Here is a 13,138-nt window from a genome sequence, read left to right as displayed (position 1 = left end):
CCGGCAATTCGGTGCCGCCGCTCAACCGGGTTTATGAATCGGGTCCGTATCGATCCTCGGTCTGCTCGGCCCCGAATACGACAGGGCCGAGTTCGGAGGGCAGGTGACGCACCGCTGCTGCCGCTGCTTCTCGCGGCGTGGCCGCAGCCCTCACCTGCCGCCGGCGGCTCAGCCAGATCTCACGATCTGAGCCGACGCTCCTGGGAGTCACAGCAGACGAGATCCATCGATGAGGTGACCCGCACGGCGTAGGCGGAGACTTCCCCGGCCACCGAGCGGTCCCTCGAGCAGCCCGAATCCCGGCGACGGCAGCGGAAACCGAGGAGTCGCAGCCGGGGTCCTGACGCGCGACGATCCGACCGCGAAACTCCTCGGCTGGCCGGGCCACCCCGTTGAGACCGTCGGGATCGGCATGGTTGATCTCGCGGGCGAGTTCGGCCTCGAAGCCGTTGGCATCGGCGGGGAAGCCGTGACTCATGGTGAGGGCCGCGCGAAGCTCGCCCATGGTGCGCATGGGCGGGAACTGGGGCGGGCCGAAGTCCGCCGACTGTGCGGTCATGGCGATCGGGGCCCCTGGATGGTGTCGAATTCACGGTGCCCCGGGCGTTCCACTCCGTATCCGGGAAGCGCCTGTCCGGACTTCGGCGGGTCTCGCCCGACCTCCGGCCCGAGGGGGTGCCGGCCAGCAAAGCCGTTCACCCACGTACACGTTGGCCGGATCTTGGACAGGATCCACTTGGTGCCCCGCTCGCAGTGTGGATAGCGTTGGTTTGCTTGTGCATGCCATCTTGACGGGAGTCCCCAGTGAACCGCTCCGCCCGGCTCGTGACAGCCGCGTTCACCGCTTGCGCGGCTCTGTTCCTCACAGCCTGCGGCTCCGGAGGAGACGATGACGCGTCGCCGGACGACATCAAGGGAGTGGACACCGGTGGCGGCAAGGCAACAGCCAGTCCTTCCCCCACGACTGCGGCACGCGGAATCGAGCGACCGGAGATCCCGCTCCCCTCGACCTTCGCGATGACCTTCGAGGACTGGGCGAACTCCGATCCAAAGCTGCAGGCGATCCTGGATGACGGTCAGGAAGCGCTGCGTGCCAGTCACGCGGCGGTCATCGAGGCGGACCCCGACGCCGACTATGTGTCCTTCTACAACGAAGGTTCCGCACTGGAATCGGCCCGTGCCTGGATCAACGGTTTCATCAAGACCGACGACAGCCTGGTCGGCAAGGTCGACATCTTCGACGCACAGGTTCGTGTGAACGGCCAGGGACTGGGTGTCCTGTTCTACTGCGTGAACGAAGGCAAGGCCTCGACCAAGAACCGTGCGACCGGCAAGGTCGTGGGCACCCCCGCTGACGTCAACCCGTACCTTCAGTACCGCACCACGCTGCAGAAGACCTCCCAAGGGCTGTGGAAGACCAGGTCGGTTGAGACCGAACGCGGGGCATGCGGGAAGTGAAGAGGACAAACAGAGGGTTGGTTCTTGCGTCACTGACAGCCGTAGTACTGACGGTGCCGATCACCGAGGCTTATGGCTATGGGGAGGCGGATGACATGGCTCCTAGTACGCCGTCCAGGGGTCCCTCCGGTAGCGCCTCCGGTAGCTCACTTACTGCTGAGGCCGGAGCCTCTGGCATCAAGATCACACAGCTCTCGGGCGGTGGCTCCGGAGCATCTGCGAGGGCGTTCGCCCCCGTGGATCCCAACTGGGAGCCTCCGGCGTGTTGGTATGAACCCGTAGCCACCCCCGAACAGTTGAAGGGCGCTGTGGAACGGCTGAAGGAGGGCGGGAACCTGGTTCCTGTCACCCCGACGCTCAGTTGGGGCAAGGGCCTCATGGTCGACCACTATGAGAAGGGTGAGGGGCAGGCAGACGGAGAGGGCTACAGGGATTTCAATCTGGGCGAGGACGGCTACTTCTGGCGTGGAGTGATCAACGAGAGTCGACAGAACGACATCGACTCCTACGACTGCGAGCGCAACCTGTTCTGGCAGGACGCAAACACCCTCCCGGACGACCACGCACCCACCCCGGACATCCTCGCTGCCTACGCCTACGACAGGATCGAGGTTCCAGGGACCAGGATCGAACTGAAGCCCGCGGCAAGGTCTATTGTGAACCTGCCGACCTGGGTTTGGCTGGACAAGGGAACCTTCAAGGAAGTTCTGGTGCGGGCCGAACTGCCGAACACTGGAGTGTGGGCCGAGACGACGGCCAAGCCGGTCGCCCTACGCCTGGACCCCGGCACCGAAGACGCCGAGACGTACCCGGTGTCCGGTGACTGTGAGATCAACCGGGACGGCTCCATCGGCACGCCGTACGCCAAGAGCGAAATCGACAGGACGCCGCCGTGCGGCATCAGGTACCTACGCGCCACGAACGGCGAGCCGTACCGCTTGAAGGCATCGATCACTTGGGAGATCTCCTGGGAAGGCTCCGGCGGCGCTCAAGGCGACCTGCCGGACGGCACCTTCGAAACGACTCAGGACATGGCGGTTCAGGAGATCCAGTCCATCAACCGCTGAACCAGAGGCCGGGGAACGGGGAAATGATGAGCGACATCTACATCGACTTCGATGTGCTCAAGCGCGTGCGCGGCAATATCGAGCGCATCGGCGAGATCATGGAGCGACCAGGTCGGGAGATGGAAGAAGTCGACGGCGCTTCCATGGGCGTGGACACGCTGGCGTCACGTATGAATGATTTCGGGGACGAGTGGTCCTACGGAGTCAAACAGATCAAGAAGTACTCCGGTGCGGCGGTCAAGGCCCTCGACAAGATGCAGAAGGCATTCGAGGAAATGGACGAAACTCTGGCCAAGGAACTGCGCAAGGCGCGGGAGGGGCACGCGTGAGTGACCCGTTCTCGTGGACCTCGCCCACGCAGACCTCACCGCTGAAGGAAAAGTACCCGGCTCTGGAATTCGTGCCCTGCCCGGGCGACCCCCACGCCGCTAAGCACGTGGCGAACATCGTACAGCGCACAGCCAAGGCGCTGGACGATATATCCGACGTCCTGCACAGCACCGGAGACGGTGATTGGAAGGGACGTCACGCAGACGCATTCCGTGAACAGTTCGATGACGACTTCCGGCCCAAAGTCGACAAGGCGAAACGATCCTTCGGCAAGGCTGCGGGGGCGTTGACGGGCTGGGCCGACGAGATGCCGACCTGGCAACGCAAGGCAGAGGTCTTGGAGAGCCGGGCGCAGGACGCGCAGGACGCCCTGCGCGCGGCGAAGGACCGGCTGTCCGGGCTGCCGCCCAAACCACTGCTTGACCTGCCGCCGAAGGACGACGCGGAGGCCCGCAAGCAGGAGAAGGCAGAGAAGGACCGTTCCGCGGCACAACTGGCGGCCAGTACAGCGGAATCCGACCTCGAACGGATCCGCGCCCAGGCCCGGAAGCTGGCCACTGACTACGACCTGGAAGGTCGAACCGTCGCACGGCGCCTCGACAAGGCGATGAACATCGCGCCGAACGAGCCGGGTTTGCTGGACAAACTGGGCGACGCCATTGTCGACATCGGGAAAGTCCTCGGTAAGCTCGACGACCTCATTGCCGAGGCCGTCAGCGCGGCGGTGGCCGAAGCGGTCAAGTGGCTCGCGGACCACGCTTACACCATCGCAGCCCTCGGAGACGTACTGGCGACTGTGAGTGCTGCGCTAGGCGCGATCTCGCTTGTGATGCTCGGTCTTAGCGTGTTCTTTCCGCCTCTCGCCGTGGCAGCGGGAACGGTGGGCATGGTGTCGGGCGGCTTCGCCGCTGGGGCCCTTGCGCTTCATGGCACGGCCCGTGCAGTGGGAGGTGAGGAGGTGGTCTCCAACCGAACTCTCGCGCAGGACGTGCTGGGAACCCTCCCGTTTGGACTCGCGTTCAAGGGGGTGACCGCGGTTGTCGCCGGAAGCCGTGTCGCCGATGCCTCTGCCAATTTTGGGTTGGTGGACACCGTTGCTTCCTTCATCGCCGATCCGACGGCACTGGGCTACTTCGCCCCACAGAACGACCGTCAGAAGGCTGAACTTGTCATGCCTGGCGGAGGCGGATTCCTCCTCGTGGGGTTCGAGAACGCCTGGAAGGCTGGGAGAGAGAAGGACCGTGTTGCGCAACAGGAGAAGTGAAGGTTCTCATGAAGGATGAACAGATCCTCGCGTACTTCGACGGGCGAGGCACCGTGGAGATCACGTTGAGGGGCCGCGAAGTGGCGCAGGGCGACAGGATCGCGGCGATCGCCTTCGAGTTGGGATACACGCTTCACGGGAGGGAGGTCATCACCCGGGGGCAATGGCGCATGATCTATCTGCGCGATGACTCCCCCGACGTCCGCCAACGTGCCCAGCACACATGGGACAGAATCCGTGCCGGAGGGCCCCTGTTCCCCCAGGCACGGCCCCCCGTCGGGATACCGCCCGTCCCCGGCAGGCAGATCGCTCCGATGGAGGCGGCTTCGGCGCGGCAGAACATGACTGCCTACGAAACGCACGGATCGCGGGGGCTGGTCATTATCGCGTCCTTCCTCGGCATTGCCTTCCTCTTGTTGGCGTGGGTGGTACGCGAGGCGCTCGGCGGCGCGATCGCCCTGCTGGTGGCAGCAGCCCTCATGGGCGTCGTCGCGATCCTGACGCCCCGCTGGATGAGGAACTGGTACGAGTACAACCGGCAAAAGGTGACCTGCTTCAACCAGCAGCGGTCCCAGCAGTGGGGTCCACCACCGCCCCCTGCCCCTCCCCCGCCGGTCCGAGGCGACGGGCGGGACAGCCCCGGAAGGAGCGGCTCGTGATCCGTGTCGACTTCTCTGTCCCGGTCGACTTCGAGGACATCCCCATCGGTGCTGACTTCGAGACCGCCTGGACCGAGCTGAACAGACGCTACGCACGACCGTCGATGACGGGTGACCTCGACCAAGAGAAACTTGGCGAGATGGCCCGGGCGTTGCAACAGGTCTCCTGTTTCCTCAAGGAGGTCGGCGTCGTGTACGCGGCTGACTGCCTCCACATGTTCCAGGGCGCCCTCTCCTTGGGCTCGTTGGCAGTTGCCGTCGTCGACTTCCCTTATGGGAGCGACCCGGCTACGGCGGCCCGTGGAACTCTGCGGGGCGTACTGGAGTCACGAGGACCGGAGTGGGCCGGCTCGGTCATCGACACCCCGTGCGGTCCGGCAGCCGTATTCACAGGGGGTCAGCTCTATACGCTCTCGCCAGTTTTCTCACCGACCGGTGAGGCTGTTGACGTACTCACCGCCCAGTTCCATGCCATGATCCCGGTCCCGGAAGAGGCAGACGGAGAGGGGCGGCGCATGTGCCTGATTGCCTTCTCCACCCCGAACGTCGACCACTGGGAAGAGTGCTACGCCCCGGTCATGGCAGCAGTCCTGAGAAGCCTCCGCTTCACTGAGGACGGACAGAGTGACGCCGACACCACCCCCACGGTGTTGGACGGGAGTCATGTCATCAACGGTTGACGCTGTCCTTGAGTCCGTCGATGAATCCGGTGAACGCGTCGGTACCCACCACGAAGCCATCGTGCGTGGTGACTTTGGAGTCGCGTATGCCCACCTGCGTGCGAGTGTGGGCCACCTCGACGCATTCGTTGTCCGCCGCGCTGAAGCTGCTTTTGAACCATGGCGCTGCGCCGAGCTGAGCTGTGGTTGCTCTTTCGTTCATCGGGTCAGCTCCTGTCGTGCTGCGGTCAACAGTTCGAGACTCGCCGACGTGTTGGCCGCCTGCGATCGCAGGTAGTCAAACATGAGTTTGTAGTTCTGCACATCGGCCGGTGCGTCGAGATAGAGCCCTCGCTTGTGGAGCTCCAGGTAGACCACGTTCATGCTGCTGGGAGGGTCGTCCGCGTTGTCGCGACCAAGGAGCAGGAAGTGGCCTCCTGACCCGGCGGCGTGGGCGCCGGCGGTGAACTGGAGCACTTGGATGTCCACATGGGGACACCGCGCCACGGCGATCAGATGATCGATCTGCTCCGCCATGACCTCCACACCACCGACGCGCCGTCTGAGGACGGCGTCGTCCAGTACCACCCACAGGTGCAGCGCGGGGGAGCGGTCCAGTACGGCCTGGCGCTTGATGCGCGCATCCACCTTGCTCGCGATCACGTCGGGCTCCGTGCGTACGTCCTGCGCCTGGTGAAGGGCGAGCGCGTATCGCGGCGTCTGGAGCAGGCCCGGTACCAGGGCGTTGGCGAAGACGTGCTCGTAATCGGCGACGTCCTCGAAGGACATCAGGGGGTCCATGACCTCGGGCACAGCGGGATGGTCCATCCACCAGCCACTGTCCTGATTGCGGACGAGTTCGATCAGAGCCCCCGACTCTTCCGGTGTGGCACCGCATGAGTCGGCGATGGCTCTCACCGTGGGAATCCTGAGCCGGGCCTTGTCCTGCCATGTCTCATACCGGTTGACGGTCCCGACGGAGACCCCCGCCCGTTTGGCGACTTCGGACTGCGTCAGGTCGGCGCCGGTACGCAGCGCCTTGAGGCCGCGGGCGATCTGCATCCGCCCGGCAGGGCCCGCTGATCCTCGTGGGGTCACCAATTTCTCCCATTCGCTCTTCGTCACCCTGGTGCCTGGCTGTGGTGCGGGCATGGAGAGCGTACGGAGCGGCGTGCTGGCTGGCACTGACATCAGGAAGTTCACTCGGTCGAGGGAGAGAAAGGTCATTGAGTATCAATCATTGAAATTCAATACCATCGTCTTCGGTGAAGGTAATGGGCGCTGAGGGTCGGCTGGTGAGGGTCCTGATGCGCGTGTCAGCGCCTGCTGGCTGACTTTCGTCAAAGGAGATCTCGTGCGACGACGGATCACACACACCACCCGGGTACGACCGTTGCACTCTTCGCGCGGACCCAGGGAACGGGCGGCGCTTCGGAGACGGCGCCGGGCAGGCCAGGGTGTGCCGCGTCAGTCTGCTCCCGCGCCCACGATCTGGGGACGACTGGGCGATGACTTCACCAGCTCCCAGGGTGCCCCTCGTGTCAACGTCGGCCTGGGGGTCACATCATGAACGAGGGAGCGGCTCAGGTGCGGCTCCTGCCCCGGACCGATGCTCATGACCGGCCCTGCCTCCTGCTCACGGAGGGGGACGGTCCCGCCTCCCGGCTCGCCGACCGGATGGAGAGCATGCAGACGAGTCTCGCGGGCCGGCTTCTCGGCCGGACGCGGGACCTGCTGGTGGCGGGAGGAATGTCCAGCAACGCTCTCGGGCTGCTCGCCGGTCAGTTGGCCGACGCGCTGGCGGATGTGCTGGTGGTGGCCGAGTCGCGGCGCCGTCGGCTTCCCGGAGCGGCCGATCACGTGCCGGCGTTCGTCCTGCCCGGCCTCCGTGCTTACAGCTTGCGCACGTTCCCCGGCCAGGACCTCGCCTCCGCCCGGGCCGCCCGACGTCATGTGCGGGACACCGTCCAGCAGTGGGGCCTGTCGCCGGAAGCCGTGGACGATCTGGAGCTGATCACCGGGGAGCTGGTCGCGAATGCCCTGGAGCACACCGACAGCCGCACCATCACGGTCACGTGCGGTCTGACCGCCGAAGCCGCCGCGGTCGGCGTGACCGACGAGGGGGAGAGCGGCGCGGCAGTGGTGCCCGAGGTGCCGAGGGGCGAGCAGGAGAACGGACGCGGTCTGCTGATCACGGATGCGCTGGCCGCCCGGTGGGGAAGCCTGCGAACGGGCGAAGGTCTGACGGTCTGGGCCGAGATGGCCGTTGATGTGGGCTCGCCAGGTGCTCGGGGCGGCTCGTATGAGGCCGGGCGAGAAAGGCTGTAGCTCCGGGTGGCGGCGATCCGTTCAGGCCAGCCGCTTCGTCAAGGTGTACTCCGTGATCCCCGGCGGGTAGTCCGGGATCACGCAGACCACCTCGTAGCCGTGCCGCCGGTAGAACCTCGGGGCCTGGAAGTCCCAGGTCTCCACGCGGGAGGAGCGGCAGCCGCGGGCCGTGGCGAGGCGTTCCGCCTCTGTGAGCAGGAGGGTGCCCAGGCCCGCTCCGCGGTGGCGTTCGTCGACCCACAGGTACGTCACGTGCAGCCAGGTCGTCCAGGTGTGGCCGACCAGGCCGCCCGCCAGAGCACCGGCCGTATCCGATGCCCACACGTGCAAAGGGGACTCGCGTTCCTGCGGGGTGCCGCGCAGGGCGCGCAGCACCGGGGACGCCGCCGTGTTGGTGTCCCGCAGCCGCCTGCGGAGCAGATCACGTCGGTCCTTGTCGACTTCCGTCTCAAGACGAAACATGGGGCTCACCATAAACGCGCAGGAGCGCCAGTTCTGCAAATAGCCTTCCACTCCCGGCCCTCGTCCGTACTCTGATGAACAGCGCCGGTGGGGGCCGGCGCCGTTCAGGGGGCGAGACACTCGGGTACGCGGTCCGGGGCGGGGTGCTGGTGACGCGCGGCGGCGGCCGGGCGGCTCCGGCGGCCCGCCCCGGGATCGATGGTTTCGGTGGTTCCGGCCGGGTCCCGGTCTGGTTCCGGCGGTCCGGAACCGGGCTCCGGCGTCGTACCCGTACAGGTGTCGGTGTCGTCTTCCGGCGACGGGGTAGTCCCCTGCTCTGCAGAGAGCATGGGGAAGGGGGTTTCGTGCAACGTATCCGAGTGCTGGTCGTCGACGACCATCGCATCTTCGCCGAGTCGCTCGCCGCAGCCCTGGCCGCCGAGCCGGACGTCGAGGTGTCCGCGGCGGGCAGCGGACCGGCCGCACTGCGGTGCCTGGAGCGGGCGGCCGCCGAGGGGCGGCGGTTCGACGTCTTACTGGTCGACGCCGACCTGGGCGGCACAACGCCGTCCGGTCCCTCCGCCGTACCGGCGCGAGCGGGCGACGAGGACGGCATCGTCGACGGGATGTCCCTGGTCACCGGGGTGCGCTCGGTCCAGCCGCGGGTACGGATCGTGGTGCTCGCCGAGAAGGACGACGCGCGCCGTGCCGCGCTCGCCCTCCAGGCCGGTGCGGGCGGCTGGGTCGCCAAGGACTGCTCGCTGAGCCGGCTGCTCGCCGTCATCCGGGGCGTACTGCGCGACGAGACGCATCTGCCGCCCGCCCTGCTCACCGGCGTTCTGCGCGAACTCACCGCCGCCCGCAAGCACCGCACCGAGAGCGAACGGCTCGTGGAGTCCCTGACCCCGCGCGAGCGGGAGGTGCTGCGGTGCATGGTCGCGGGCCTGGGGCGCAAGGCCGTCGCCGAGCGCCTGTACCTGTCCCCGCACACCGTCCGTACGCACATGCAGAACGTGCTCGGCAAGCTGGGCGTGCACTCCACCCTCGCCGCCGTCGCCCTGGCCCGGCGGGCGGGTGTCGGACCGGCCGACCTAACCGGGGATGTTGTCGAACGGGGCAGTCAACTGGCGTAGCAGACCTGCCAGTTCGCCGCGCTGGGCGCGGGAGAGCTCGGCGAGGATCGCCCGTTCCTGCGCCAGCAGCCCGGCCAGCGCCTTGTCCCCGCGGTCGCGGCCCTCGTCCGTGAGCCGGACCAGGACGCCACGCCGGTCGTTGGGGTCGGGCAGGCGCTCCACCAGATTCTTCTTGGTCAGGCGGTCGATGCGGTTGGTCATCGTGCCCGAGGTGACCAGCGTCTGGGTGAGGAGCTGCCCCGGCGAGAGCTGGTAGGGGGCGCCCGCGCGGCGCAGCGCGGTCAGGACGTCGAACTCCCAGGGCTCCAGCCCGTGCTCGGCGAAGGCCAGTCTGCGGGCCCGGTCCAGATGCCGGGCGAGCCTGCTCACCCGGCTGAGCACCTCGAGCGGTTCCACGTCGAGGTCCGGGCGCTCCCGGCGCCATGCTGCGACCAGCCGATCGACCTCGTCCTCCATGACGATCAGTGTAGTGGTTGTGTCGACGTGAAGTCTCTTGATGTCAACTTTCTTGACGTCGAGCTAGCTGGGGCGGGACGCTGGGTACCCGTCGGCCGACTCCAGGAGGCTCCATGTCCGCTGTCACCGATCCCCGGTGGGACCCCGCCCAGTACCTGCGTCACGCCGGTCACCGGACCCGGCCCTTCCTCGACCTCCTCGCCCGCGTCCCCGGCCTCCCCGGCGACCCGCCCCGCCTCGCCGACCTCGGCTGCGGCGCGGGCAACGTCACCGCGCTGCTCGCCGAGCGCTGGCCGCGTGCCCGCATCACCGGCTACGACAACTCGCCCGAGATGCTCGACCGGGCCCGCGCCGACCACGAGAGCCCGGTTCCCGACGGCGGCCGGATCGACTTCGCCCACGCCGACGTCCGCATCTGGACGCCCGAGCCCGGCCGGCCGTACGACCTGATCGTCAGCAACGCCGCTCTGCAGTGGATCCCCGGACACGCGGACCGGTTCGCGGACTGGATCGCCGGACTCGCCCCCGGCGGCACCCTCGCCTTCCAGGTGCCCGGCAACTTCGACGCCCCCAGCCACGTCCTCCTGCGCGAACTCGCCCACTCCCCGCGCTGGGACGGACGCCTCGGCGGTGTCCTGCGGCACGCCGACGCCGTGCTCCGTCCGGAGGCGTACCTGGAGCGACTGACCGGCCTCGGCTGCACCGCCGACGTGTGGGAGACGACGTACGTCCATCTCCTCCAGGGCGAGGACCCCGTCCTGGACTGGGTCAAGGGCACCGGCCTGCGGCCCCTCCTCACCGCCCTCGCCGACGACCCCGGCGCGCGCGACGCCTTCGTCGACGAGTACCGCACCGCCCTGCGCACCGCCTACCCGGCGGGCCCGCACGGCACCCCGTTCCCGTTCCGCCGGATCTTCGCGGTGGCCCGCATGCGGCAGGAGGAGACCCGATGATCACCGGTCTCGACCACGTCCAGCTCGCCGCGCCGCCCGGCAGCGAGGAGCGGCTGCGCGCGTACTACGTCGATGTCCTCGGCATGGTGGAGATCCCGAAGCCGCCCGCACTGGCCGCACGCGGCGGCTGCTGGTTCCAGGCAGGCGGGGTCCAACTGCACCTGGGGATCGAGAGCGGGTTCCGGCCCGCGAAGAAGGCCCACCCCGGCATCGGGGTCACCGCGATCGAGGCGTACGCCACCCGGCTGCGGGACCGCGGTGCGCCCGTCACCTGGGACGACACGCTCCCGGGCCACCGCCGCTTCTACTCCGAGGACCCTGTCGGCAACCGCCTGGAGTTCCTGGGGCCGGCCGCCTGACGGCCGTGCCCTCCCCCGGGAGCCTTCCCGGCCTCCCGGAGCCGGCGGCCCGCGACGGCCAGGGCGTCCTCCAGGTCCTGAATCACCCGGGGCGCGACGAGGAGGGCGACCGCCCCGGCCCCGTCGGCGAGCGCGAGGGGCTCGCGGCTGCCGGACAGCCCGCGGACCAGTTCCTCCAGCCGCGGGGCGGCCTCATTGACCGGAATTTCGTTCATGCCCGGATGATTCCATGCGGCGGGTTCGCCGGTCCGCCGGTTTCAGTTCTTCCGGTGCCCGATCAGCCGAGGCTTCTGCTCCAGGCCGTCCAGGCCGTGCCAGGCCAGGTTGACCAGGTGCGCGGCCACCTCCGACTTCCTCGGCTTGCGGACGTCCAGCCACCACTGGCCGGTCAGCGCCACCATCCCGACCAGCGCCTGCGCGTACAGCGGAGCCAGCTTGGAATCGAACCCGCGGCTCTTGAACTCGCGGCCTAGGATGTCCTCCACCTGGGTGGCGATGTCCGAGATGAGGGAGGCGAAGGAACCCGTCGACTGGGGGATCGGGGAGTCCCGGACCAGGATGCGGAACCCGTCCGTGTACTCCTCGATGTAGTCCAGCAGCGCGAACGCCGCCTGCTCGCACAGCTCCCGCGGATGCCCCGCGGTCAGTGAACCCGTCACCATGTCCAGCAGACGCCGCATCTCACGGTCCACCACCACCGCGTACAGGCCCTCCTTGCCGCCGAAGTGCTCGTACACCACCGGCTTGGAGACCCCGGCCTTCGCCGCGATCTCCTCCACCGACGTGCCCTCGAAGCCCTTCTCGGCGAACAAGGTGCGGCCGATCTCCAACAGCTGCTGACGGCGCTCCGCGCCGGTCATCCGGGTGCGGCGGGCGCGCCGCGGCTTGTCATTGCTCGAGGTGCTGCTGGAGTCGGTCGCCACAGCGACCATCATGCCGCCTCAGCCGTCTCCCGCCCGCGCCGGGAGCGGCCTTCCCCGGTCTCACGGCGCGAATCGATACGCGAGCGTGACGGCCAGCGCACGTCGTACGCCCAGCCCAGCATCTCGAACCAGCGGATCAGCCGGGCGCTCGAATCGATCTGCCCCCGCTCCACGCCGTGCCGCGCGGACGTCGGGTCGGCGTGATGCAGGTTGTGCCAGGACTCGCCGCAGGACAGCACCGCCAGCCACCACACATTGCCCGAACGGTCCCGCGACTTGAACGGCCGCTTGCCCACCGCGTGACAGATCGAGTTGATCGACCACGTCACATGGTGCAGCAACGCCACCCGGACGAGTGACCCCCAGAAGAAGCCCGTGAACGCGCCCCACCAGGACATCGTCACCAGACCGCCGATCAGCGCCGGCAGCGCCAGCGACACCCCCGCCCACAGCACGAACTGGCGGGAGATCGCACGCAGTGTCCGGTCCTTGATCAGATCCGGCGCGTACTTGTCCTGCGGAGTCTGTTCCTCGTCGAACATCCAGCCGAGATGAGCCCACCACAGGCCCTTCAGCAGCGCCGGCAGCGACTCCCCGTACCGCCACGGCGAATGCGGGTCGCCCTCGGCGTCCGAGAACTTGTGATGCTTGCGGTGGTCCGCCACCCAGCGCACCAGCGGACCCTCCACCGCCATCGAACCCGCCACCGCCAGAGCGATCTTCAACGGACGCTTCGCCTTGAACGAACCGTGCGTGAAATGACGGTGGAAGCCGATGGTGATGCCATGGCAGCCCAGGAAGTAGAAGAACACCAGCAGGCCGAGATCCAGCCAGCTCACCCCCCAGCCCCAGGCCAGCGGCACCGCCGCCAGCACGGCCAGGAACGGAACGATGATGAAGGCCAGCAGCGCGATCTGCTCGATCGAACGCTTGCGCTCCCCGCCCAGCGTGGCGGAGGGGACGGCCGCGGTATCGGAGCCGGTGCCGGCACCGGAGGGCGCGGCCGCGGTATCGGCGCCGGAGGGCGGCGGTTTCTCCGAGGCTTCGTCGATGACATCAGGGCGTGAGGTCATGCGTGTCCCTTGTGGGGTATGAGGGGTGAAGGTGG

General features: G+C 67.8%; 17 protein-coding genes. 10 read left to right on the top strand and 7 right to left on the bottom strand.

Annotated elements, in window-relative coordinates:
* Positions 1–804 precede the first annotated feature (804 nt).
* The 6 genes from V4Y04_RS14945 to V4Y04_RS14920 are packed head-to-tail and all read left to right on the top strand — an operon-like array spanning position 805 to position 5,458.
* Positions 805–1,458, top strand: a complete 654-nt coding sequence (locus tag V4Y04_RS14945; RefSeq protein WP_332428364.1) for a hypothetical protein — start codon at positions 805–807, stop codon at positions 1,456–1,458.
* Complete coding sequence (locus V4Y04_RS14940; protein WP_332428363.1) at positions 1,446–2,525, top strand: hypothetical protein; 1,080 nt, start codon at positions 1,446–1,448, stop codon at positions 2,523–2,525. Before V4Y04_RS14945 ends, V4Y04_RS14940 begins: the two co-directional genes overlap by 13 nt.
* A gap of 26 nt (positions 2,526–2,551) precedes the next feature.
* Entirely contained in the window at positions 2,552–2,854 is a 303-nt protein-coding gene (locus tag V4Y04_RS14935; RefSeq protein ID WP_332428361.1) for a hypothetical protein, read from the top strand.
* Positions 2,851–4,119, top strand: a complete 1,269-nt coding sequence (locus V4Y04_RS14930) for a putative T7SS-secreted protein (protein WP_332428359.1) — start codon at positions 2,851–2,853, stop codon at positions 4,117–4,119. The genes V4Y04_RS14935 and V4Y04_RS14930 overlap by 4 nt, the downstream gene beginning before the upstream one ends.
* Before the next feature lie 8 nt (positions 4,120–4,127).
* The gene (locus V4Y04_RS14925; RefSeq protein ID WP_332428357.1) at positions 4,128–4,778 is read left to right on the top strand and encodes a hypothetical protein; all 651 of its coding nucleotides are present in this window, start codon (positions 4,128–4,130) and stop codon (positions 4,776–4,778) included.
* Complete coding sequence (locus V4Y04_RS14920; protein WP_332428356.1) at positions 4,775–5,458, top strand: hypothetical protein; 684 nt, start codon at positions 4,775–4,777, stop codon at positions 5,456–5,458. Before V4Y04_RS14925 ends, V4Y04_RS14920 begins: the two co-directional genes overlap by 4 nt.
* Here V4Y04_RS14920 and V4Y04_RS14915 read toward each other — a convergent pair.
* Both V4Y04_RS14915 and V4Y04_RS14910 read right to left on the bottom strand, forming a co-directional pair.
* Positions 5,448–5,660, bottom strand: coding sequence for a DUF397 domain-containing protein (locus V4Y04_RS14915; RefSeq protein ID WP_079047848.1), 213 nt, complete (start codon positions 5,658–5,660; stop codon positions 5,448–5,450). The genes V4Y04_RS14920 and V4Y04_RS14915 overlap by 11 nt on opposite strands.
* On the bottom strand, positions 5,657–6,499 hold the full coding sequence (locus V4Y04_RS14910) for a helix-turn-helix domain-containing protein (protein WP_055627660.1): 843 nt from the start codon (positions 6,497–6,499) through the stop codon (positions 5,657–5,659). The genes V4Y04_RS14915 and V4Y04_RS14910 overlap by 4 nt, the downstream gene beginning before the upstream one ends.
* Before the next feature lie 504 nt (positions 6,500–7,003).
* Here V4Y04_RS14910 and V4Y04_RS14905 point away from each other — a divergent pair.
* Positions 7,004–7,765, top strand: coding sequence for an ATP-binding protein (locus V4Y04_RS14905; RefSeq protein WP_332428350.1), 762 nt, complete (start codon positions 7,004–7,006; stop codon positions 7,763–7,765).
* Positions 7,766–7,786: 21 nt separating this feature from the next.
* Here the strand turns inward: V4Y04_RS14905 and V4Y04_RS14900 are convergent, their stop codons facing one another.
* The gene (locus V4Y04_RS14900; RefSeq protein ID WP_332428349.1) at positions 7,787–8,227 is read right to left on the bottom strand and encodes a GNAT family N-acetyltransferase; all 441 of its coding nucleotides are present in this window, start codon (positions 8,225–8,227) and stop codon (positions 7,787–7,789) included.
* Between the two features lie 344 nt (positions 8,228–8,571).
* On the opposite strand from V4Y04_RS14900, the gene V4Y04_RS14895 reads away from it, so the two are divergent.
* A complete protein-coding gene (locus V4Y04_RS14895; RefSeq protein WP_332428347.1) occupies positions 8,572–9,339 on the top strand; it encodes a response regulator transcription factor in 768 nt (255 codons plus the stop codon).
* Here V4Y04_RS14895 and V4Y04_RS14890 read toward each other — a convergent pair.
* The gene (locus V4Y04_RS14890; RefSeq protein ID WP_332428346.1) at positions 9,298–9,795 is read right to left on the bottom strand and encodes a MarR family winged helix-turn-helix transcriptional regulator; all 498 of its coding nucleotides are present in this window, start codon (positions 9,793–9,795) and stop codon (positions 9,298–9,300) included. The genes V4Y04_RS14895 and V4Y04_RS14890 overlap by 42 nt on opposite strands.
* 113 nt (positions 9,796–9,908) lie before the next feature.
* Between V4Y04_RS14890 and V4Y04_RS14885 the strand changes: the two genes are divergently transcribed.
* Positions 9,909–10,748 (top strand): trans-aconitate 2-methyltransferase, encoded by an 840-nt coding sequence (locus V4Y04_RS14885; protein ID WP_332428345.1) that lies wholly within the window; start codon positions 9,909–9,911, stop codon positions 10,746–10,748.
* A complete protein-coding gene (locus V4Y04_RS14880) occupies positions 10,745–11,107 on the top strand; it encodes a VOC family protein (protein WP_332428343.1) in 363 nt (120 codons plus the stop codon). Before V4Y04_RS14885 ends, V4Y04_RS14880 begins: the two co-directional genes overlap by 4 nt.
* Here V4Y04_RS14880 and V4Y04_RS14875 read toward each other — a convergent pair.
* Genes V4Y04_RS14875 through V4Y04_RS14865 form a run of 3 tightly spaced genes read right to left on the bottom strand, consistent with a single transcriptional unit; the run spans position 11,053 to position 13,103 of the window.
* Positions 11,053–11,322 (bottom strand): type II toxin-antitoxin system prevent-host-death family antitoxin, encoded by a 270-nt coding sequence (locus V4Y04_RS14875; protein WP_332428341.1) that lies wholly within the window; start codon positions 11,320–11,322, stop codon positions 11,053–11,055. The two genes, V4Y04_RS14880 and V4Y04_RS14875, sit on opposite strands and share 55 nt — an antisense overlap.
* A gap of 42 nt (positions 11,323–11,364) precedes the next feature.
* Entirely contained in the window at positions 11,365–12,042 is a 678-nt protein-coding gene (locus V4Y04_RS14870; protein WP_332428340.1) for a TetR/AcrR family transcriptional regulator, read from the bottom strand.
* Positions 12,039–13,103 carry an acyl-CoA desaturase gene (locus V4Y04_RS14865; protein WP_332428339.1) on the bottom strand — a complete coding sequence of 355 codons (1,065 nt, stop codon included), beginning with the start codon at positions 13,101–13,103 and terminating at the stop codon, positions 12,039–12,041. Before V4Y04_RS14865 ends, V4Y04_RS14870 begins: the two co-directional genes overlap by 4 nt.
* Positions 13,104–13,138: the final 35 nt, after the last annotated feature.

Source organism: Streptomyces sp. P9-A2, assembly GCF_036634175.1.
In the GTDB taxonomy this organism is placed as follows: domain Bacteria; phylum Actinomycetota; class Actinomycetes; order Streptomycetales; family Streptomycetaceae; genus Streptomyces; species Streptomyces pratens.
This window is presented reverse-complemented; position numbering and strand designations above follow the sequence as displayed.

What these genes read in the sequence shown, in the direction of transcription:
- V4Y04_RS14890 (WP_332428346.1), bottom strand. Translation starts at nt 9,795, where the DNA reads ATGGAGGACGAGGTCGATCGGCTGGTCGCAGCATGGCGCCGGGAGCGC.
- V4Y04_RS14885 (WP_332428345.1), top strand. Translation starts at nt 9,909, where the DNA reads ATGTCCGCTGTCACCGATCCCCGGTGGGACCCCGCCCAGTACCTGCGT.
- V4Y04_RS14925 (WP_332428357.1), top strand. Translation starts at nt 4,128, where the DNA reads ATGAAGGATGAACAGATCCTCGCGTACTTCGACGGGCGAGGCACCGTG.
- V4Y04_RS14870 (WP_332428340.1), bottom strand. Translation starts at nt 12,042, where the DNA reads ATGATGGTCGCTGTGGCGACCGACTCCAGCAGCACCTCGAGCAATGAC.
- V4Y04_RS14915 (WP_079047848.1), bottom strand. Translation starts at nt 5,660, where the DNA reads ATGAACGAAAGAGCAACCACAGCTCAGCTCGGCGCAGCGCCATGGTTC.
- V4Y04_RS14940 (WP_332428363.1), top strand. Translation starts at nt 1,446, where the DNA reads ATGCGGGAAGTGAAGAGGACAAACAGAGGGTTGGTTCTTGCGTCACTG.
- V4Y04_RS14865 (WP_332428339.1), bottom strand. Translation starts at nt 13,103, where the DNA reads ATGACCTCACGCCCTGATGTCATCGACGAAGCCTCGGAGAAACCGCCG.
- V4Y04_RS14905 (WP_332428350.1), top strand. Translation starts at nt 7,004, where the DNA reads ATGAACGAGGGAGCGGCTCAGGTGCGGCTCCTGCCCCGGACCGATGCT.
- V4Y04_RS14910 (WP_055627660.1), bottom strand. Translation starts at nt 6,499, where the DNA reads ATGCAGATCGCCCGCGGCCTCAAGGCGCTGCGTACCGGCGCCGACCTG.
- V4Y04_RS14880 (WP_332428343.1), top strand. Translation starts at nt 10,745, where the DNA reads ATGATCACCGGTCTCGACCACGTCCAGCTCGCCGCGCCGCCCGGCAGC.
- V4Y04_RS14900 (WP_332428349.1), bottom strand. Translation starts at nt 8,227, where the DNA reads ATGTTTCGTCTTGAGACGGAAGTCGACAAGGACCGACGTGATCTGCTC.
- V4Y04_RS14875 (WP_332428341.1), bottom strand. Translation starts at nt 11,322, where the DNA reads ATGAACGAAATTCCGGTCAATGAGGCCGCCCCGCGGCTGGAGGAACTG.
- V4Y04_RS14935 (WP_332428361.1), top strand. Translation starts at nt 2,552, where the DNA reads ATGAGCGACATCTACATCGACTTCGATGTGCTCAAGCGCGTGCGCGGC.